General features: G+C 70.9%; 4 protein-coding genes. All 4 read left to right on the top strand.

Annotated features, from left to right (window positions below):
• The first annotated feature begins 19 nt into the window (after window positions 1-19).
• The gene (locus QH270_RS17595) at window positions 20-319 is read left to right on the top strand and encodes a type II toxin-antitoxin system Phd/YefM family antitoxin (protein ID WP_280343530.1); all 300 of its coding nucleotides are present in this window, start codon (window positions 20-22) and stop codon (window positions 317-319) included.
• Window positions 319-720 (top strand): type II toxin-antitoxin system VapC family toxin, encoded by a 402-nt coding sequence (locus QH270_RS17590; protein WP_280343527.1) that lies wholly within the window; start codon window positions 319-321, stop codon window positions 718-720. Before QH270_RS17595 ends, QH270_RS17590 begins: the two co-directional genes overlap by 1 nt.
• Before the next feature lie 34 nt (window positions 721-754).
• Entirely contained in the window at window positions 755-1,510 is a 756-nt protein-coding gene (cobM, locus tag QH270_RS17585; RefSeq protein WP_280343524.1) for a precorrin-4 C(11)-methyltransferase, read from the top strand.
• A 406-nt stretch (window positions 1,511-1,916) separates the two neighbouring features.
• Window positions 1,917-23,092 (top strand): non-ribosomal peptide synthase/polyketide synthase (locus QH270_RS17580; protein ID WP_280343519.1); only part of this gene is annotated, 21,176 nt, incomplete at its 3' end.

The raw sequence follows: 23,092 nt of genomic DNA, 5'->3' as shown, positions 1-23,092 counted from the left end.
ATGTGTCACAATCGCTGACATGGCCACAGTTCCGGTACGCGAGCTCTCGCATCACACCGCGCGGTGCCTTGCCCTCGTCAAGGCGGGCGAAGCCGTCGACATCACCGAGCGCGGGCGCGTCATCGGCCGGATCGTTCCGGTCGAGCCGGAGGACGACGCGCGAGCGCGGCTGATCGCGCATGGTCGCGTGCGCCCGGCGACCAGGAGCCGTGCCGAACTACTGGCACAGTTGCGCCGCGAGGCCGCGGGGGCGACCACCGACGAAGACAATTCGGTCAGCGACGCGCTCCAGGACCTTCGCGACGGTGAACGCTACTGATGCTCTACTTCGATACGAGCGCGTTGGTGAAACTGGTGCACCGCGAACGCGAAACCGATGCACTGGTGGATTGGCTCGTGGATCGGTCGGAGGTGCCGTGGATGACCTCGGCGTTGACCGAAGTCGAGCTGGTTCGAGCCGTCCGGGTCGCCGCTCCGCAGGATCTGGTCGGCGTTCCCGGCGTGCTGGCGCGGGTCGATCGGATCGACATCGACCCGATCGTCCGGGCGAACGCCACCGCGATGAGTCCGCCGACGGTTCGTAGTCTCGATGCGATCCACCTGGCGACCGCGCAGGAACTGTCCGCCGATCTCGACGCCTTCCTCACGTTCGACAAGCGGCTGGGCGAAGCGGCGGAGCTGGCCGGGCTCGTCTGGATGTCCCCGGGAGCTGCCCGATGAACCGGTTGCCACAACACGCGGAGGATCGCGCGTCATGACTGTGCACTTCATCGGGGCGGGCCCCGGCGCGGCCGACCTGCTCACGGTGCGCGCGGTGAATCTGCTGCGGGAGAGCACGGTCTGCCTGTACGCGGGCACCTACCTCGATCCCGAGGTGCTGGCCCATTGCGCGCCCGAGGCGGAGTTGATCGACACGCAGGGACTGGACCTGGACCGGATCACCGCGCATCTCGTCGGCGCGCACGCTGCCGGTAAGGATGTGGCCCGCCTGTGTTCGGGCGACCCCTCGTTGTATTCGGCCGTCACCGAACAGACCCGGCGCCTCGACGCGCACGCCGTGCCATGGGACATCACCCCCGGCGTGCCCGCCTACGCGGCCGCCGCGGCCGTGCTCGGCACCGAGCTGACCGTCCCCGAGGTCGCCCAGTCGGTGGTCCTCACTCGCACCCAGGCCCGCTCCACCGCCATGCCACCCGGCGAGGCCCTGGCGAATTTCGCCGCCACCGGCGCGACCCTCGCCCTGCACCTGGCGATCACCCGCATCCGGGTGCTCGCCGAGGAACTGTCCGCCGAATACGGCCCGGACTGCCCCGTCGCCGTCGTCTACCGCGCCAGCCAGCCCGAACAACTCGTCCTGCGCGGCACCCTCACCGACATCGCCGACCAGGTCGAAGCCGCCGGTCTCCGCCAGGCCGCGATCGTCCTCGTCGGCCGGGCCATCGCCGCCGGAATCGACTGCGCCCAGTCCCACCTCTACGACCCGGCGCGGGTCCGCCCGCCGATAAGCTGACACCGACCGGTTGGTGTGATCCACGTCTCGATTCCCGTGCTCACGAATGGGTCGTCGAACGATGTGAGAACCCCGACAAGCGTCAGCAAACTGCCGTCGGCGGCCTTACCTGGCCCGATGTGCGACAGCTATGGAGGTGGTTGGTTGCCGGGCGAGCGCACCGGTAGATTGGTGCGATGGTTTGCGACGAGCACACCGGCGCTGCCGGTCCGGCGGTCATGAGCATGGTCTCGGCCATGTAACAAGACCGGACGGCCTGACAGATAGTGCCAATGGACATTTTTTGCCTGATTGATTTCGAGAATTGAACCCGAGACGCAGGCGCCACGCTAGTTCTGGCTGAGGCGCCTGCGTTCCGGTGTCGTCGGGGAGCGCCTACCCAGGTGTTCCGGAAGCGAGGTTTGGGTTGGACCGGCTGGATTTCGGCGGAAACGGCGAAACTGGTGACGGACGTGGAGACTCTGCGGAGTACTTCCCGCTCTCGCCCGCTCAGCTGGGTATCTGGTACGCGCAGCATGTCGACCCACAGGTGCCGATCAACATCGCCCAGTACGTCGACCTGCGCGGCCCCCTCGACGTGGCCGCGCTCGAGCGCGCCAGCTCGGCGGCGGGCGCGGAACAGCAGTCGCCGTTCCTGCGCATCGTCGAGATCGACGGCGAACCGATGCAGACCGTCGACCTCACCCTCGACGACACCCTGATCTATGTCGACCTGCGCGGCGAGGCCGACCCGGAGGCCGCGGCGGCGGAGTGGATGCGGCGCGAGTACAGCCGTCCGCTCGACATCGTCAACGACCGCCTCGTGCAGGCGGCGGCGCTGCAGCTCGCGGACGAGCGCTGGTACTGGTACGCCCGCGTCCACCACATCGTGCTCGACGGTTTCGGCGCCAACAACTTCGTCAACCGCACGGCACAGCTCTACACCGCGGCCGTCACCGGCACCGAGGCGCCCGCCGACAAGGCCACCGACCTGCGCACCCTCTACGAGTCGGAGATCGCCTACCGCGAGAGCTCGCGCTTCGAGACCGACAAGGCGCACTGGGCCCAGCGTGTCGCCGGACTGGAAGAGGGCAGCAGCCTCACCGGCCGGTCGGCGCCGCCGTCGCCGGTCAACGATGTCACCAGCGCGGCGCTGAGCCCGGCGCAGGACGCGCTGTTCAGCGCGGCCGTCGAGCGGCACGACACCACCTCGGCGCCGCTGCTGATCGCGGGCTTCGCCGCGTACCTGGCGCAGATCACCGGCACCTCCGAGGTGATCCTGAGCCTGCCCGTCACGGGCCGCACCACGGCAGTGATGCGCCGCTCCGGCGGTGTGACCTCCAATATCGTCCCGCTGCGCCTGCGCGTCGGGCACGACACCACGGTCGCCGAGCTGCTGCGTTCGGTCACCACCGAGGTCTCGGGCGCCCTGCGTCATCAGCGCTACCGGCACGAGGACATCCGCCGTGACGCGGCGGGCGACGGCATGGTCGCCACGGAGTTCTTCGGTCCGTGGGTCAACATCATGCTGTTCGACAACGCGCTGCGCTTCGGCGAGATGGACGGCACTCTCAACGTGCTCTCCACCGGCTCGATCGAAGACCTGGGCGTCAACTTCTACCAGTCGCACGGCGGCACCCGCTCGCACATCGACTTCGAGACCAACCCGAACCTGTACTCGGCGCAGGACGCGGCGACCCACCACGCCCGCTTCCTGGAGTTCTTCGACCGCTTCCTGGCCGCCGCGGCCGAGGCCCCGGTGTGGAGTCTGCCGGTCACCGGCGCCGCCGAGCTGGAGCGCTCGCTGACCGAGTGGAACGACTCGGCGCACGAGGTGCCCGCGACCACGCTGCCCGCGCTGCTGGACGCGCAGATCCCGCTGACCCCGGACGAGATCGCCCTGGACTTCGAGGGCGACACGCTCACCTACGCCGAGTTCGGCGCGAAGGTCAACCGCCTGGCCCGGTTCCTGATCGCCGACGGTGTCGGCCCGGAGTCGCTGGTCGCCCTCGGCATGCGGCGCTCGCTGGACCTGGTGATCGGCATGCACGCCGTGCTGAAGGCCGGTGGCGCCTACGTGCCGATCGATCCGGATCATCCGGCCGATCGCACCGCCTACATCCTCGAGTCGGCGGCACCGGTCTGCGTGCTCACCACCACCGGTGACGAGCTCGACCTGCCCGACACCGTCGCCAGGGTCGAGCTGGACACGCTCGACACCAGCGCGTTCGCCGACACCCCGATCACCGATGCCGAGCGCCTGGCCCCGCTGCGCCCGGACAACACGGCCTACGTGATCTACACCTCGGGTTCGACCGGCCGCCCCAAGGGCGTCGCGGTGACCCATCACGCGATCGTCAACCAAGAGCTGTGGATGCTCGACGAGTACCGGTTGACCGCGGACGACGTCTATCTGCAGAAGACCGCCACCACCTTCGACGTGTCGCTGTGGGGCTACTTCCTGCCGCTCATGGTCGGCGCGAAGCTGGTCATCGCCTCGCCGGACGGCCATCGCGATCCGCTGTACGTCGCGGACATGATCCAGCGGCACGGCGTCACCGTGACGGACTTCGTCCCGTCCATGCTGACGGTGTTCGTCGCGCACGCCACGCGGGCCCAATGTGAAACCCTGCGTGCGGTTTTCGTGATCGGTGAGGCACTGCCACCGGAGACCGCCGCCGGCCTGCGCGCCATCTCCACCGCGGGCCTGCACAACCTGTACGGCCCGACCGAGGCCGCGGTCTCGGTCACCTACTGGGAGGCCACCGAGGCCGACACCGTGACGGTGCCGATCGGTATCCCCGAGTGGAATGTCGAAGTCTACGTGCTGGATTCGCGGCTGCGCCCGGCCGCGATCGGCGCACCGGGTGAGCTGTATCTGGCGGGCCGTCAGCTGGCCCGCTGCTACCGCGGCCGCCCCGACCTGACCTCGGATCGTTTCGTCGCCAATCCGGTCGGCGCGCCCGGCGAACGCATGTACCGCACCGGTGACCTGGTGCGCTGGAACGCCGACGGCGTCCTGGAGTACATCGGCCGCACCGACTTCCAGGTGAAGTTCCGCGGCCAGCGCATCGAGCTCGGCGAGATCGAGACCGACCTGCTCGCCCATCCCAGCCTGAGCCAGGCCGCCGTGCTGGTGGTCGACACCGCCACCGGTCAGCAGCTGGTCGCCTATGTTGTGCCCGCGCCCGGCCAGTCCGCCGATCCGGCGACGCTGACCAGGTTCGTCGCCGAGAAGCTGCCGACCTACATGGTGCCCGCGTCGATCATGGTGCTCGACGCGTTCCCGCTCAACACCTCGGGCAAGCTGGATCGCAAGGCCCTGCCCGAGCCCGTGTTCACCGCCGCCGCGGGCGATTTCCGCGCCCCGCGGACCCCGGCCGAGCAGATCGTGGCGGGCATCTTCGCCGACGTGCTCAGCCAGGAGCGGGTCGGCGCCGACGACAACTTCTTCGAACTCGGCGGCAACTCGCTGGTCGCCACGCAGGTCGTGGCCCGCATCGGCGCCGCCTTCGCCATCCAGCTGGGTGTGCGCGCGCTGTTCGAGACCCCGACGGTCGCCGGGCTCGCCGCCCGCGCGGAAGCCGCCGCGCCGTCGGATGTTTCGACCCGCCCACCGCTGGTCGCCCAGCCGCACCCGGAGCAGGTGCCGCTGTCGCTGGCCCAGCAGCGGATGTGGTTCATCAACCAGTTCGACCCCACCGCGCCCACCTACAACCTGCCGTTCGTGGTGCGGATGAAGGGCCGCGTCGATGTCGACGCGCTGATCGCCGCGCTCAACGATGTTGTCGTGCGCCAGGAATCGCTGCGCACGATCTTCCCGGACGCCGACGGCGGCTACCAGCAGGTCCTCGGCGCCGACGAATTCGATCTGGGCATCACGGTGACTCCGATCGATCAGGCGCTGCTGCGTGACGAGCTGATAACCTTCGCGTCCACCGGTTTCGACGTCACCCTGGAACTGCCGATCCGCGTGCGGATCTACCAGGTCACCGGCGGAACAACCAACGGCACACCGGAATTCGCGGTCGCGTTCGTGGTGCACCACATCGCCGCCGACGGTTTCTCCTTCGGCCCGCTGGCCCGCGATGTCGCCACCGCCTACCTGGCCCGCTCGGCCGGGGAGGCGCCGGGCTGGGCGCCGCTGCCGGTGCAGTACCGCGACTACACGCTGTGGCAGCGCGAATTGCTCGGTGCCGAAAGCGATCCGGAGTCGATGGCCGCGCGCCAGCTCGACTACTGGCAGCGCGCGCTGGACGGCCTGCCCGACCAGCTCGACCTGCCCAGCGACCGCCCGCGCCCGCAGCAGCAGAGCTTCCGCGGCGCCCGCGTCGGTTTCGAGATCGACACCGAGACGCACGAGCAGCTTGCCGCGCTGGCCCGCGCGAACGGCGTCACCCTGTTCATGGTGATGCACGCCTCGCTGGCGGTGCTGCTCGCGCGCCTGTCGGGCACCACCGACATCGCCGTCGGCACCCCGATCGCCGGCCGTGGTGAGCAGGCGCTCGACGACCTGATCGGCATGTTCGTCAACACCCTGGTGTTGCGCTCCGACGTCGACCCCACCCAGCCGTTCAGCGAATTCCTCGCCCGCACCCGGGAAACGGACCTGAGCGCGTTCGCCAACGCCGATGTGCCGTTCGAGCGGCTCGTCGACGTGCTCAACCCGTCGCGCTCGCAGGCGCGGCACCCGCTGTTCCAGGTGGTCCTGTCGTTCCAGGAGATGTCGCACGGCACCCTGGAGCTGCCCGGCCTGTCGGTCGACGCCGACGAGGTCGAGGTCGACATGGCCAAGTTCGACCTGCAGTGGACGCTCACCGAGGAACACACCGGCGCCGGCTCGCTGTCGGGCATGACCGGTGTGCTCACCTACGCCGTCGACCTGTTCGACCAGTCGACCGTCGAGGAACTGCTGCTGCGCTGGCGGCGCGTGCTCGACGCGATCCTGGCCGACCCGGCCGTCACCGTCGGCGCCATCGACGTCCTCGACGACGCCGAGCGCGCCGACCTGGTCACCCGCTACGGCGCGCCCGCCGCGGTCGCGCGCACCCTGCCGCAGCTGATGGCCCAGGCCGCCCGCGATACCGAGGCGACCGCCGTCGTGTTCGAGGGGACAGCTGTGTCCTACGGCGAGTTGGATCGCCGCTCGAACCAGTTGGCGCGCTTGCTGATCCAGCAGGGGCTCGGCGCCGAGGACTTCGTCGCCGTCGCGGTGCCGCGCTCGCTGGAGTCGGTGCTCGCGGTGTGGGCGGTCGCCAAGACCGGTGCCGCGTTCGTGCCCGTCGACCCGAACTACCCGGCCGACCGTATCGCGCACATGATCACCGATGCCGGTGTGTCCGTTGGCATCACGGTGGCCGTCGAGGCCGCCGAGCTACCGAACACGGTGAGCTGGCTCGAGATCGACGACATCGACCTGGACCACCTCACCGATGCCCCGCTGGCCCCGCGTGAGCTGGTGCGCCCGACCGATCCGGCCCAGCCCGCCTACCTGATCTACACCTCCGGTTCCACCGGTGTGCCCAAGGGCGTCGTGGTGACCCATGCCAGCGTCGCCAACTTCTGTGCCGAGCAGATCGACCTGTACTCGCTCGACTCCGACACCCGCGCACTGCATTTCGCCTCGCCGTCGTTCGACGCGTCGGTGCTCGAGATGCTGCTGGCGATCGGTCGCGGCGGCACCCTGGTCGTGGTCCCGCCCGGTGTGTACGGCGGTGAGGAACTGCGCGACATCCTCATCACCGAGGAAGTCACCCACGCCTTCGTCACCCCCGCCGCGCTGGCCACCTTCGACGCGCGCGGCCTCGATCACCTGCGGGTGCTCGCGGCCGGTGGCGAGGCGGTGCCGCCGGAGCTGGTGAGCAAGTGGGCTGTCCCGCTGCCCGACGGCACCCGCCGGATGCTGGGCAACGTGTACGGCCCCACCGAGACCACGATCGCCTCCAACCTGTCCGAGGGCCTGATCCCGGGGGAGCGGGTCGTCATCGGTGGGCCGATCCGTGGCGTGCACACGCTGATCCTCGACGACCGCCTGCGCCCGGTGCCGGTGGGTGTGGCCGGTGAGCTCTACATCGGCGGCGTCGGCATGGCTCGCGGCTACCACGCCCGCCCCGCGCTGACCTCCGACCGGTTCGTGGCCAACCCCTACGCGCCCGGCCTGCGGATGTACCGAACCGGTGACGTGGTGCGCTGGACCGCCGACCGCAATGTCGAGTACGTCGGCCGCTCCGACTTCCAGGTGAAGGTCCGCGGTTTCCGGATCGAGCTCGGCGAGATCGACTCCGCGCTGGCCTCGCACGAGACCGTCGACTTCGCGGTCAGCATCGGGCACAAGAACAAGGGCGGCAGCACCTCGCTGGTGTCCTACGTCGTGGCCGTGCCCGGCCGCTCGATCGACATCGCCGAACTGACCGACCATGTGGCGCAGCGCCTTCCGGCGTACATGGTGCCCTCGTCGATCATGGTGCTCGCCGCCGTCCCGCTGACCGTGAACGGCAAGCTCGATCGCCGCGCGCTGCCGGCACCGGTCTTCGAGGTGCGCGAGTTCCGCGCCCCGACCACCCCGATCGAGCAGATCGTGGCGCAGGTCTTCGCCGACGTGCTCGAGCTCTCGCGGGTCGGCGTCGAGGACGACTTCTTCGAGCTGGGCGGCAACTCGCTGATCGCCACCCAGGTCGCCTCCCGCATCGGCATCGCGCTCGACACCAGGGTGCCGGTGCGCATGCTGTTCGAGGCGCCCACCGTCGCGGCGCTGGCCGCGCGGGTCGAGTCGCAGGCCGGTGACGGCGCCCGCAAGGCGCTGGTGGCCCGCGAGCGGCCCGACCAGGTGCCGCTGTCGCTGGCGCAGCAGCGCATGTGGTTCCTCAACCGCTTCGACACGGCCTCGGCGGTCAACAACATCCCGGTCGCCATCCGCCTGTCCGGCGAGCTCGACGTGGCCGCGCTGCAGGTCGCCGTCATCGACGTGATCGATCGGCACGAGTCGCTGCGCACCGTGTTCCCCGAGTCGGGCAGCGGCCCGGTGCAGGTGGTGCTCGACGCCGCGCAGATCGTCCCCGACCTGACCCCGTACCGGGTCACCGAGGACAACCTCATCGACCACCTGATCGACCTCGCATCGATGGCCTTCGACGTGACCAGCGAAGTGCCGCTGCACGCACGGCTGTTCGAGATCAGCGAGACCGAGTACGTGCTCGGCATGGTGGTGCACCACATCTCCGCCGACGGCTGGTCGATGGCGCCGCTCTCGCGCGATGTCATCGTCGCCTACGCCGCGCGCACCTCGTGGGAGGCACCGACCTGGGCCGAATTGCCGGTCCAGTACGCCGATTACGCGCTATGGCAGCGCGAGGTGCTCGGTTCCGAGGACGATCCGCAGTCGCTGATCTCCTCCGAGATCGACTACTGGACACGCGAACTCGCCGATCTGCCCGACGAGCTGGTGCTGCCCGCCGACCACCCGCGTCCGCCGGTGGCGACCTACCGCGGTGGCACCTACAGCTTCGTCATCTCCGGCGAGACCCAGCGCGCCCTGGTCGAGTTGGGCCGCCGCTACAACGCCTCGCTGTTCATGGTCATGCACAGCGCGCTGGCCGTGCTGCTGGCCCGCGCCAGCGGCACCAGCGACATCGCCATCGGCACCCCGGTGGCCGGCCGTGGTGACCAGGCGCTCGACGACCTGGTCGGCATGTTCGTCAACACCCTGGTGCTGCGGTCGCGGGTCGACGGCGCGACGCCGTTCGCCACCTTGCTCGACCAGGCCCGCGAGACCGACCTGCAGGCGTTCGCGCACGCCGACGTGCCGTTCGAGCGGCTCGTCGAGGTGCTCAACCCGCCGCGGTCGCAGGCGCGTCATCCGCTGTTCCAGGTGATGCTGTCGTTCCAGAACAACAAGCAGGCCTCGCTGCAGCTGCCCGGTCTCTCGGTCAGTGGCATCGACTACGACTCCCACCTCGCCAAGTTCGATCTGCAGCTCACGCTCACCGAGGTGCAGGACACGGACGGGCAAGCCGGTGGGATGTCCGCCGAGTTCTCCTACGCGCGTGACCTTTTCGAGGAATCGACGGTCGCCGCGTTCGCGCGCAGGCTGGACAACATCTTCGCCGCGATCGCCGCCGATCCCGAGGTGGCGGTCGGCGACATCGATCTGCTCGCGCCCGAGGAGCACGCGCAGGTCCTCGTCGACTGGAACGACACCGCCCGTGAGGTCCCGGCGGGCACGCTGGTCTCGCTGTTCGACGCGCAGGTGGAACGGACTCCCGACGCCGTCGCGCTGGTCTTCGAGCACGAGGAACTGACCTACCGCGATCTGCAGGAGCGGGCAAACCGCATCGCCCGCAAGCTCATCGCCGACGGTGTGGGCCCGGGCGACCATGTGGCGCTGGCGATCCGCCGTTCCACCGAACTCGTCGTCGCCATGTACGCGGTGCTGCAGACGGGTGCGGCGTACGTGCCGCTCGACCCGGATCAGCCCGCCGACCGTATCGGCCACATCCTCGAGACCGCCGCGCCGAGCCTGGTCCTCACCAGCCGCCGCGACGGGTTCGACGCCGACGGCGTGTCCGTCGTCGCGGTCGAGAACATCGAGCTGCCCGCCGATTTCAGTGGCGCGCCGATCAGCGATGCCGACCGCGTCCGTCCGCTGCGGCCCGCCGATACGGCGTACGTGATCTTCACCTCGGGCTCGACCGGTCGCCCCAAGGGCGTGGCCGTCGATCACGCCGCGATCGTCAACCGCCTGCTGTGGATGCAGCACGAGTACCCGATCGACCCCGCCGACGCGGTGCTGCAGAAGACCCCGGCCACCTTCGACGTGTCGGTGTGGGAGTTCTTCTGGCCCTTGCAGACCGGCGCCCGCCTGGTCGTGGCCAAGCCCGACGGGCACCGCGATCCGGTGTACCTGGCGCAGATCATCGCCGAACGTCGCATCACCACAGCGCATTTCGTGCCGTCCATGCTGTCGGTGTTCGTATCGACCCTCGGCAACAACGGCAACGGCGACGCCGTGCGCCTGCGGCAGGTGTTCGCCTCCGGCGAGGCGCTGCCCGCGCCCACCGCGCAGCGCCTGCGCGAACTCACCGGCGCGCGCCTGCACAACCTCTACGGCCCCACCGAGGCCGCGGTCGACGTCACCTATCACGAGGTCGTCGACACCGACGTGGAGTCGGTGCCGATCGGTCGCCCGGTGTGGAACACCAAGGTGTTCGTGCTGGATTCGCGACTGCACCCGGTGGCCCCCGGTGTCGCGGGTGAGCTGTATCTGGCGGGCGATCAGCTCGCCGTCGGCTACCTGAACCGGGCCGACCTCACCGCCGATCGTTTCGTCGCCAACCCGTACGGCGCCGCCGGTTCGCGGATGTACCGCACCGGTGACCTCGTCACCTGGACCCGCGACGGTGAGCTGAACTACCTGGGCCGCACCGACTTCCAGGTGAAGCTGCGCGGTCTGCGCATCGAGCTCGGCGAGATCGAGGCGACGCTGCTGGCCCAGCCGGGCGTCGCGCAGTCGGTCGTCGTGGTGCGCGCCGACGCGCACGCCGGTGACCAGCTCGTCGGTTACGTGGTGCCCGAAGCGGATTCGAGCATCGACGTCGCCGCGGTCAAGGCCGGGCTGGCCGACGAGCTGCCCGCCTACATGGTGCCCTCGGCGCTGGTGGTGCTCGACGAGTTCCCGCTCAACGCCTCCGGCAAGCTCGACCGCAAGGCGCTGCCGGCGCCGGTGTTCGAGGCCAAGGTCTTCCGCGCGCCCTCGACCCCGATCGAGGAGATCGTGGCCGAGATCTTCGCCGATCTGCTCGGCGCCGAGCGCGTCGGCGTGGACGACGACTTCTTCGCCCTCGGCGGCAACTCGCTGGTCGCCACCCAGGTCGCGGCCCGCCTGAGCAAAGCACTCGACGCCGAGGTGGGCGTGCGCACCCTGTTCGAGGCGCCCACCGTCGGCGCGCTCGCCGCGCGGGTGGAGTCGCACGCGGGCACCGGCGCCCGCGCCGAACTCACCGCGCGTTCGCGCCCGGAGCACCCGCCGCTGTCCCTGGCCCAGCAGCGCATGTGGTTCCTCAACCGCTTCGACCTGGGCGACAACGGCGACGCAGGCACCTACAACATCCCGGTCGCGGTCCGCTTGCAGGGCCTGCTCGACCTGCCCGCCCTGCGCGGCGCGGTCGCCGACGTGATCGCCAGGCACGAGTCGCTGCGCACCATCTACCCCTCCCACGACGGCACCGCCTACCAGAAGGTGCTGGCCGCCGCGGCCTCGATTCCCGAGGTCGAACTGGTCGAGGCCGTGTCCGACTTCGGGGCTCCCGAGGGCTCTGCGCGGTCACGCTCCGCTACCGCCTCCGAGCCCGCCGGTCGCCCCGGCGAGACCGACATGGCGACCTCGCTCTACGAGTTCGCCCGCCGCGGTTTCGATGTCACCGCGCACGCGCCGGTGCGCCTGCGCGTCTACGAGCTGAGCGAGCGCGAGCACGTGCTGGTGATGGTGGTCCACCACATCGCCGCCGACGGTTTCTCGCTGCGCCCGCTGGTGCGCGACCTGATGACCGCCTATGTCGCCCGCACCGGCAACGCCGAGCCGGGGTGGCCCCCGCTGGCCATCCAGTACGTCGACTACGCGCTGTGGCAGCGCGAGACCCTCGGCGACGAGACCGATCCCACCTCGCTGATCTCCGAGCAGCTCGACTACTGGCGCGGCGCGCTGGCCGATCTGCCCGACGAGCTGCGCCTCGGTCACAAGTCCCGCCCGGCGCAGGCCACCTACCAGGCGGGCACGCACCGCTTCGAGGTGCCCGGCGAGCTGGTCGACGCGCTCAACCGGGTCGCCCACGACCACGGCACCACGCTGTTCATGGTGGTGCACAGCGCCTTCGCCGCGCTGCTGTCGCGGCTGTCGGGCACCGAGGACATCGCCGTCGGCATCCCGGTGGCCGGTCGTGGCGAGCAGGCGCTCGACGACCTGGTCGGCATGTTCGTCAACACCTTGGTGCTGCGCGCCCAGGTCGATCCGGCCGCCCGCTTCACCGAGCTGCTCGGCCAGGTCAGGGAGAACGACCTGGCGGCCTTCGCGCACGCCGACGTGCCGTTCGAACGCCTCGTCGAGGTGCTCAACCCGGCCCGCTCGCAGTCGCGGCACCCGCTGTTCCAGGTGATGCTCTCGTTCCAGAACCTGGGCCGCACCACCCTGGAACTGCCCGGCCTGACCGTCTCCGAGCTCGGCATCGATCAGCACGTGGCCAAGTTCGACCTGCAGCTCGCGCTGAGCGAGGTCCCGGCCGACGACGACAGCCACCTCGACGCCGAACTCGTCTACGCCACCGATCTCTTCGACGCCGGCTACGCCGCGTCGTTCGGCGCGCGCCTGCTGCGCGTGCTGCACGGCATCGTCGCCGATCCGACGGTCGCCGTCGGCGATATCGACCTGCTCGACGACGCCGAGCGCACCCTCGTGCTCGACCGCTGGAACGACACCGAGTTCGCCGTCGACGCCGCGCTGAGCACCCCCAGCGACGACGATCCGGCCACCCTCAACGCCCTCTTCGAGGCCCAGGTCGCGCGCACTCCCGACGCGACCGCGCTGACGTTCGAGGGGACGAGTCTGTCCTACGCCGAGTTCGCCGTGCGTGTGCGCAAGCTGGCGCGCTGGCTCAAGGACGCCGGCGTCGGCCCGGAATCGTATGTGGCCCTCGGCATGCGGCGCTCGATCGACCTGCTGGTCGGCATGTACGCCGTGTCCGCAGCCGGTGGCGCCTACGTGCCGCTGGACCCCGATCACCCGGCCGAGCGCATCGAGCACATTCTCGACACCGCGCAGCCGGTCTGCGTGCTGACCTCCGGTGAGAGCCTGCCCGCGGCGGGTGGGCGTGAGGTGCGCATCGACCAGCTCGACCTGTCCGGCCAGTCGGCCGAGCCGGTCACCGATGCCGACCGGCATCGGCCGCTGCGCTCGGACAACACCGCCTACGTCATCTTCACCTCCGGTTCGACCGGTCGGCCCAAGGGCGTCGCGGTGAGCCATGCCGCCATCGTCAACCGCCTGGTGTGGATGCACGCCGCCTACGGCCTGGCCGCCGACGACGTGGTGCTGCAGAAGACCCCGGCCACCTTCGACGTGTCGGTGTGGGAGTTCTTCTGGCCGCTGCAGGTCGGCGCGCGCCTGGTGGTGGCCAAGCCGGACGGGCATCGCGACCCGGCCTACCTGGCCCGCCTGATCGCGGCCGAGCAGGTCACCACGGTGCACTTCGTGCCGTCGATGATGGCCGTGTTCGTCACCGAACCCCTTGCCGCCGAGTGTGTCTCGCTGCGCAACGTCTTCGCCTCGGGTGAGGCGCTGCCCGCGCCGACCGCGCAGCGCCTGCGCGAGCTGACCGGCGCCGCGCTGCACAACCTGTACGGCCCCACCGAGGCCGCGGTCGACGTGACCTATCACGAGGTCACCGACGCCGACACCGACACGGTGCCGATCGGCGCCCCGGTGTTCAACACCCGGCTGTACGTGCTGGATTCGCGGCTGCGGCCCGTCCCGGTCGGTGTCGCGGGTGAGCTGTATCTGGCGGGCGTGCAGCTGGCCCACGGGTATGTCGGCCGCGCCGACCTCACCATGGACCGCTTCGTCGCCGATCCGTTCGCGGCAGGCGAGCGCATGTACCGCACCGGTGACCTCGTCACCTGGACCGCCGAGGGTGAGCTGGAGTACCTGGGCCGCACCGACTTCCAGGTGAAGCTGCGTGGTCTGCGCATCGAGCTGGGTGAGATCGAGTCCGCGCTGACCGCGCTGCCGTCGATCGCGCAGTCGGTGGTCGTGGTCCGCGCCGACGAACGGACCGGCGATCAGCTGGTCGCCTATGTCATCCCCGAGACCGGCGCCACCGTCGACACCGACGCGGTCAAGGCCGCGCTGAGCGCCGAACTGCCGGTGTACATGGTGCCCGCGGCGTTCATGGTGCTGAACGCCTTCCCGCTCAACGCCTCCGGCAAGCTCGACCGCAAGGCGCTGCCCGCGCCGGTGTTCGCCGCGCGCACCTTCCAGGCGCCGGTCACCCCGGTGCAGCAGATCGTGGCCGCCACCTTCGCCGAGGTGCTCGGCGCCGGTCAGGTGGGCCTGGACGACGACTTCTTCGAGCTCGGCGGCAACTCGCTCGTCGCCACCAGGGTCGCCGCGCGCCTGTCCGAGGCGCTCGACACCCAGGTGCCGCTGCGCGCGCTGTTCGAGGCCTCCACCGTGGCGGCCCTGGCCACCCGCGTCGAGACCGCCACCGGCCGCGGCGGGCGCATCCCGCTCGAGCCGCGCCCGCGGCCCGAGCTGGTGCCGCTCTCGCAGGCGCAGCAGCGGATGTGGTTCCTCAACCGCTTCGACCACAACACCGCCGTCAACAACATCCCGGTCGCCATCCGGCTCACCGGTGAACTCGACACGGCCGCACTGGAATCCGCCGTCGCCGACGTGATGGCGCGGCACGAGTCGCTGCGCACCTTCTACCCCGAGGTGGAGGGCGCCGGCTACCAGCAGGTCATGCCGGTCGACGAGGTCCGCTTCGCGCTGCCCGCCCAGCCGGTCGCCGCGAACGAGGTCACCGCGCGGGTCGTCGAACTGGCCACCGTGCACTTCGACGTCACCCGCGAGGTGCCCTTCCGCGCCACGCTGCTCCGTGTCGACGAGCGGACGCACGTGGCCGTGCTGGTCATGCACCACATCAGCGGTGACGGCTTCTCGCTGCGCCCGCTGCTGCGCGACGTGGTCGTGGCCTACACCGAGCGGGCGCGCGGTGAGGTGCCCGCGTGGGCGCCGCTCGAGGTGCAGTACGCCGATTACACGCTGTGGCAGCGCGAGGTCCTCGGCGACGAGTCCGATCCGGAGTCGGTGGCCGCGAGCCAGCTCGGCTACTGGACCGAGCAGCTGCGCGACCTGCCCGATCAGCTCGAGCTGCCCGCCGATCGCCCCCGGCCCGAGATCGCCACCAATGCCGGTGACCTGTACCGCTTCTCGGTCGACGCCCAGCTGCACACCGCGCTGACCGAGATCGCCCGCGCGCACGGCGTCACCCTGTTCATGGTGATGCACGCGGCGCTGGCCACCTGGGCCGCGCGCCTGTCCAACAGCACCGACATCGCGATCGGCACCCCGATCGCGGGCCGCGGCGCGCGCGCGCTCGACGACCTGGTTGGCATGTTCGTCAACACCCTGGTGCTGCGCAGCGAGGTCGACCTCGGCGCGAGCTTCGGCGAGCTGCTCGACCAGGTCCGTAAGGTCGACCTGTCGGCCTTCGCCAATGCCGACGTGCCGTTCGAACGCCTCGTCGACGTCCTCAGCCCGACCCGCTCGCAGGCGCACCACCCGCTGTTCCAGGTGGCGCTCACCTTCGAGGCGGCCACCGCCGCCGACACCGGCACCGTCGCGCTGCCCGGCCTCGACCTCGATGTCGTCGACTTCGACCCGGGCACAGCGAAATTCGACATCCAGCTCACCGTGGGCGAGGCTGCCGACGGTTCGCTCGCCATGTCGTGGAACTACGCCACCGATCTGTTCGACGCCGAGACCGTCGCCGCGTTCGGCGACCGCCTGGTGCGCGTGCTGCGCGGCGTCGCGGAGAACCCGGACGTGATCGTCGGCGACATCGACCTGCTCGGCGAGGCCGAACAGCGCGATGTGGCCCAGCGCTGGGTGTCCTCCGGCGCCGATGCCATCGGGCTGCCGGTGATCCACGACGCCAGCACGCCGGCCGGCTACCGCCGCGGCCTGTTCGGCAACAAGCACACCACGCTGGTCGACCTGTTCGACGCGGCGGCCGCGGCCCATCCGGACCGCATCGCCGCCAAGTTCGGCATGGAGTCGCTGACCTACGCCGAACTCGATCGGCGCGCGAATGTGCTGGCGCGCAGGCTGATCGCCGACGGCGCCGGACCGGAGTCGCTGGTCGCGGTGATCCTGCCGCGCTCGCTCGACCTCGTCGTCGCGCTGCTCGCGGTCGTCAAGACCGGCGCGGGTTACGTGCCCGTCGACCCGACCTACCCGGCCGAGCGCATCGCCTACGTGCTCGAGGACTCCCGGCCCACCAGCGTGGTCCTGGATTCCACGGTGCAGGTGACGGTTCCGGCGCACCTGCCCTCGGTGGTGCTCGACGGCTTCGCCGTGGAGACGGGCAATGTCGAGGACGCCGACGACCTGCCGGTGACCGACGCCGATCGCCTGGCGCCGCTGTCGCCGGACAATGTCGCCTACGTCATCTACACCTCCGGTTCGACCGGTCGCCCCAAGGGCGTGGCCGTCGCGCACCGCAACGTGGTGCGCCTGTTCGCCAACACCGACCGTGACTTCGGCTTCGGCCCGCGCGACGTGTGGACGCTGTTCCACTCCTACGCGTTCGACTTCTCGGTCTGGGAGCTGTGGGGACCGCTGCTGTTCGGCGGCTCGCTCGTGGTCGTCGACTACTACACCTCGCGCTCGCCGGAGCAGTTCCTGGAACTGCTGCGCGTCGAGCAGGTGACCGTCCTGAACCAGACGCCCTCGGCGTTCTACCAGCTCGCCGAGGCCGACCGGAACGCCGGACCGGGCCTGGCGCCGCTGGCCCTGCGCTACGTGGTCTTCGGTGGCGAGGCGCTCGAGCTGCGCAGGCTCTCGGACTGGGTGGCCCGCCACGGCGACAGCTCGCCGACGCTGGTCAACATGTACGGCATCACCGAGACCACGGTGCACGTGTCGTTCCGTGCGCTGGACGCGAAAACCATTGCCGCCGCGGCAGGTTCGGTCGTCGGCCGGGCCATCGCGGGCCTGGGTGTGTACGTGCTCGACAACCGGCTGCGGCCGGTGCCGGTGGGCGTGGCCGGCGAAATGTATGTCGCCGGACCGCAGTTGGCGCGCGGCTACCTCGGCCGCCCCGACCTCACCGCCACCCGCTTCGTCGCCAACCCGCTGGCGGGCCCGAACCAGGCCGGTTCGCGGCTGTACCGCTCCGGTGACCTCGCGCGCTGGAACCGCTTCGGCGAACTCGAGTACCTCGGCCGCGCCGACGATCAGGTGAAGGTCCGCGGTTTCCGCATCGAACTCGGTGAGATCGAAGCCGCCGTGCTGGCCCAGCCGGGTATCGCCCAGGCCGCGGTCATCGTGCGCGAGGACCAGCCGGGCGACCAGCGCATCGTCGCCTACGTCGTGGCCGACGGCGACGCCCAGCCCGACCTCGAGGTCGTGCGCGCGGGCGCCGCCGAGCAGCTGCCCGCCTACATGGTTCCGGCCGCCCTGGTACGCCTGGAATGGATCCCGCTGACGGTCAACGGCAAGCTGGACCGCAAGGCGCTGCCCGCGCCCGCGGTGCAGGCCAGGGCCTTCCGTGCGCCGGTCACCCCGGTGCAGGAGGCCGTCGCCGCCGTCTTCGCCGACGTGCTCGGCCTGGACCGGGTCGGCGTCGACGACGACTTCTTCGACCTCGGCGGCAACTCGCTCATCGCCACCCGCGTGGTCGCCCGCATCGGCGCCGCGCTCGGCGCCACCGTGCCCGTGCGCGCCCTGTTCGAGGCGTCCTCGGTGGAGGCACTCGCGGCCAGGGTGGAATCGCACACCGGCGGCACCGCGCGCGCGGCGCTGGTCGCCCGCGAGCGCACCGACGGCGAACTGGTCCCGCTGTCGTTCGCGCAGCAGCGGATGTGGTTCCTCAACAAGTACGACACCACCTCCGCGGCCTACAACCTGCCCGTCGCGATCCGCCTCACCGGCGCGCTCGACACCGAGGCGCTCGCGCTGGCGCTGGCCGACCTGGTGCGCAGGCACGAATCGTTGCGCACCCGCTACCCCGAGCACGGCGGCACCCCGGTGCAGCAGATCGTGGCCGCCGAGCGCATCTCGCTCGACCTGCGCCCCGTCGCGGTCGCACAGGACGAGCTGTTCGGCACCGTCACCGAGTTCGTCTCCACCGGTTTCGATGTGGCCGAACAGGTTCCGCTGCGCGCCCGGTTGTTCCGCGTGGCAGTGCCGGAGGGCGCCGACCGCACCGCGGACGAGCACGTGCTCGTCGTCGTGGTGCACCACATCGCGGCCGACGGCTTCTCCATCGCGCCGCTGACCCGCGACGTGATGCGCGCCTACACCGCGCGGGCCCAGGGCACCGCGCCCGGCTGGGCGCCGCTGCCGGTGCAGTACGCCGACTTCGCCGTCTGGCAGCGCGCGGTGCTCGGCACCGAGGACGACCCGGACTCGCTGATGTCGCGCCAGGTCGGTTACTGGCAGCAGCAGCTGGCCGGCGTCCCCGACGAGCTGACCCTGCCGTTCGACCGTCCCCGCCCGGCCATCGCCTCGCATCGCGGCGCCACCGTGCACCGCGAACTCGCGCCGGAGCTCATCGCCCGGCTCGACGAGGTGGCCCGCCGCCAGGGCGCCTCGCTGTTCATGGTCATGCACACCGCGCTGTCGGTGCTGCTGTCGCGCCTGTCCGGTTCCGACGACATCGCCATCGGCACGCCGATCGCGGGCCGTGGTGAGCAGGCCCTCGACGACCTGGTCGGCATGTTCGTCAACACGCTGGTGCTGCGCACCGGTGTGCGCCCGGCCGAGTCCTTCACCGACCTGCTCGAGCAGACCCGCAAGGCCGACCTCGACGCCTATGGCAATGCCGACGTGCCGTTCGAGCGGCTGGTCGAGCTGCTCGCGCCGGAGCGCTCGCAGTCGCGCAACCCGCTGTTCCAGGTGATGCTGGCCTTCCAGAACCTGGACCGCACGACGCTGGAACTGCCTGGCCTCGCCGTGTCGGCGCTCGATCTCGACGAGAGCGTCGCCCGCTTCGACCTGCAGTTCACCCTGTCCGAGCTGGGCGAGCCCGGCAGCGGCGGAATGGCGCTGGCACTGAACTACGCCACCGAACTGTTCGACGAGGTCACCGTCGACGCCATCGCGACCCGCTGGGAGCGGGTGCTCGAGGCCGTCGCCGCCGACGCCTCGATCACCGTCGGCGCGATCGATGTCCTCGACGCCGCCGAGCGCGCCGACCTGGTGTTCCGGGTCGGCGAACCGCCGGTGCCCGCGCGCACCCTGCGCAGCCTGCTGGCCGACGCGGTCGCACAGAACCCGACCGGCGACGCCGTCGTGTTCCAGGGGACAGCTCTGTCCTACGCCGAGCTCGACGAGCGCTCGAACCGCTTGGCGCGCTTGCTGATCGCCGAGGGGATCGGCGCCGAAGACCTCGTCGCCATCGGCGTCCCACGCTCGGCCGACTCGGTGCTGGCCGCCTGGGCCGTCGCAAAGACCGGCGCCGCCTTCGTCCCGGTCGACCCGACCTATCCCGCCGACCGCATCGCCCACATGGTCACCGACTCCGGTTCGCCGCTGGGGATCACCGTCGCCTCGGTGCTGGCCGGACTGCCCGACATCGCCCCGCGCCCGGGTGGCGCCTCGGCCGCCGGGTCGACGGGTGCGGCCGGTTGGCTGGTGCTCGACGAACTCGATCTGGCTCGCTTCGACGGCGGCCCGATCGCCGACGACGAGCTGGTCCGGGCGACCACGCCCGAGCAGCCCGCCTACGTCATCTACACCTCCGGCTCCACCGGCGTGCCCAAGGGCGTCGTCGTCACCCACGCCGGTCTCGCGAACTTCGGTGAGGAGCAGGCGCAGCGCTACGCCCTCGATTCCGGTACCCGCGCACTGCATTTCGCCTCGCCCTCGTTCGACGCCTCGATCCTCGAACTGCTGCTGGCGCTGGCCCGCGGCGGCGCGCTGGTCGTCGTCCCGCCGGGTGTCTACGGCGGTGACGAACTGTCCGAGCTGATCCGCGCCGAGCGGGTCACCCACGCGTTCATCACCCCCGCCGCGCTGGCCACCTTCGACCCGAGCGGCCTGGACTCGCTGCGGGTCCTGGTCGCCGGTGGTGAAGCGGTGCCCGCCGACCTGGTGAGCAAGTGGGCGGTGCCGCTGGCCGACGGCACGACGCGTGCGTTCCACAACGGCTACGGCCCCACCGAGACCACGATCATGACCAACATCAGCGCCGCGCTGGTGCCGGGCGAGCTGGTCACCATCGGTGGCCCGACCCGCGGCATGCGCTCGCTGATCCTGGACGCCCAGCTCCAGCCCGTGCCGGTGGGTGTCGCGGGTGAGCTCTATCTGTCGGGCATCCAGCTGGCGCGCGGCTACCACGCCCGGGCCGGCCTCACCGCCGACCGGTTCGTCGCCGACCCGTTCGTGCCGGGCGAGCGCATGTACCGCACCGGCGACGTGGTGCGCTGGACCGCCGAGCGGACCGTCGAATACGTCGGCCGCTCCGACTTCCAGGTCAAGATCCGCGGCTTCCGTATCGAACTGGGCGAGATCGACTCCGCGCTGGCCACGCACGACACCGTCGACTTCGCCACCACCATCGGCCACAAGAGCGCCGCGGGCGCGGTCTCGCTGGTCGCGTATGTGGTTGCCGCGCCGGGCCGTTCGATCGACGTGGCGGAACTGACCGCCCATGTCGAGGACCGCCTGCCGGCCTACATGGTGCCCTCGTCGATCATGGTGATCGACCACGTGCCGCTGACCCCGGTCGGCAAGCTCGATCGCAAGGCGCTGCCGGAGCCGGTGTTCGCCACCGAGGTCACCTTCCGCGCCGCGCGCACCTCGCTCGAGCAGATCATCGCCGAGGTCTTCGCCGAGGTCCTCGGGGTCGAGCGGGTCGGCGTCGACGACTCGTTCTTCGCCCTCGGCGGCGACTCGATCGTGTCCATCCAGCTCGTCTCCAGGGCCAAGGCCCGTGGCGTGCTGTTCACCCCGCGCCACGTCTTCGAACAGCGCACCGTCGCCGGACTGGCCGCGGTCGCCGAAACCGCCGATGTGGCAGCGGCTTCCGCGGTCACCCTGGCCGAGCTGCCCGGCGGCGGCGTCGGCGAGATGCCGCTGACGCCGGTGGTCCGGTTCATGGCCGAGCGGCCCGGGTCGTTCGACCGGTTCAACCAGACCATGGCGCTGGAACTGCCGGTCGGCATCGACCGCGCGGGGATCGCCGCGACGGTCGGCGCGGTCATCGACCGCCACGACATGCTGCGCGCGCGCCTGCGCCAGGTCGATGGCCGTTGGGTCGTCGACACCGCCCCCGTTGGCGCTGTCGACGCCGACGCGCTGATCGACCACGCCACCTTCCCCGCCGACGCCACCGACGAGCAGCTCGTCGAGATCGCCTCCGCCGCACTGGATGCCAGCCTCGACCGGCTCGATCCGGCCGCCGGTGTGGTCGTTCGCTTCGTCTGGCTGCAGCCCGCCGCGTCCGTCCCGGGCATCTCGCTGCCCGGTGACTCCGCCGTACCGACCGGCGACTCGGCGCCGATGGCCGCGACCGCCACGACGGGAGCGCAGCCGGGCGCCCGGTCCTCGCGAGCAGGTCGCCTGATCGTCGTCGCGCATCACCTGGTGGTCGACGGCGTCTCCTGGCGCATCCTGGTGCCGGACTTCGTCGCCGCCTGGGGCCAGCTCTCGGCCGGGCAGCAGCCCGAACTGGTCGCACCGGCCACCTCCATGCGGGCCTGGGCGCACGCACTCGCCGACGAGGCCCGCGCCCCCGAACGCACCGCCGAACTCGACTTCTGGCGCGAGGTCGTCGCGACCCCGGATCCGCTGCTCACCGAGCGGCCGATGGACCCGGCCGTCGACGTCTCCGGCGTCATCGAGAAGCTGCCGGTCGAGGTGTCCGCCGAGGTCACCAAGGCCCTGCTCACCACCGTCCCCGCCCTGTTCCACGGCGGTGTCAACGACGGCCTGCTCACCGCCCTCGCCCTGGCGGCGGCCAAGTGGCGCGCGAGCAGGATCGCGGGCACGGGTTCGGGCGCCGCGCACGGCAACGGTTCGGCCGGCCAGCGCGGTCGCGTCGACAACGAGGCGCTGCTGGTGCGCCTGGAGGGCCACGGCCGCGAGGAAGAGGTCGCGCCCGGCGCCGACCTGTCCCGCACCGTCGGCTGGTTCACCGCGATCTTCCCGGTCCGCCTCGACCTGTCCGGCATCGACATCGACGCCGCGCTCGCTGGTGGTCCCGCCGTCGGCCAGGCGGTCAAGGCCGTCAAGGAGCAGCTGCTCGCGGTGCCCGACAAGGGCATCGGCTACGGCCTGCTGCGGTACATGAACGCCGACACCGCCGCCGAGCTGCCCGCACTGCTGCCCGGTCAGATCAGCTTCAACTACCTGGGCCGGGTCGCCGACAGCGACGTGCCCGACGCCCTTCGCGGCTTCGGCTGGATCCCCGCGCCGGAGCTGGCCGCCCTCGGCGGCGCCTACGACGCCGACATGCCCGCCATGGCACCGCTGGACGTCAACGCGATCGTCGTCGGCGACAAGCTCAGCGCCAACATCGGCTACCCGAGCACCCTGCTCGGGGCCGAGGACGTGCGCGAGTTCGCCGACCTGTGGATCGCCGCGCTGGAAGCCGTCGCCCGGCACGCGAACTCGGCCGACGCCGGCGGGCACACCCCGTCCGACTTCGCCCTGGTGCGCGCCACCCAGCACGATATCGACGGCTGGGAGCGCCGCTACCCCGAGCTGACCCAGGTGTGGCCGCTGGCCGCGCTGCAGGCCGGCCTGTTCTTCCACGCCCGCCTGGCTGCCAGCTCGGTCGACGTCTACACCGCGCAGGCGGTCCTGACGCTGACCGGTCGCGTCGACGC

This window comes from Nocardia neocaledoniensis (assembly GCF_029868625.1).
Lineage (GTDB): Bacteria > Actinomycetota > Actinomycetes > Mycobacteriales > Mycobacteriaceae > Nocardia > Nocardia neocaledoniensis_A.
The sequence above is the reverse complement of the archived record's forward strand: the minus strand, read 5'-3'. Positions and strand labels throughout refer to the sequence as shown.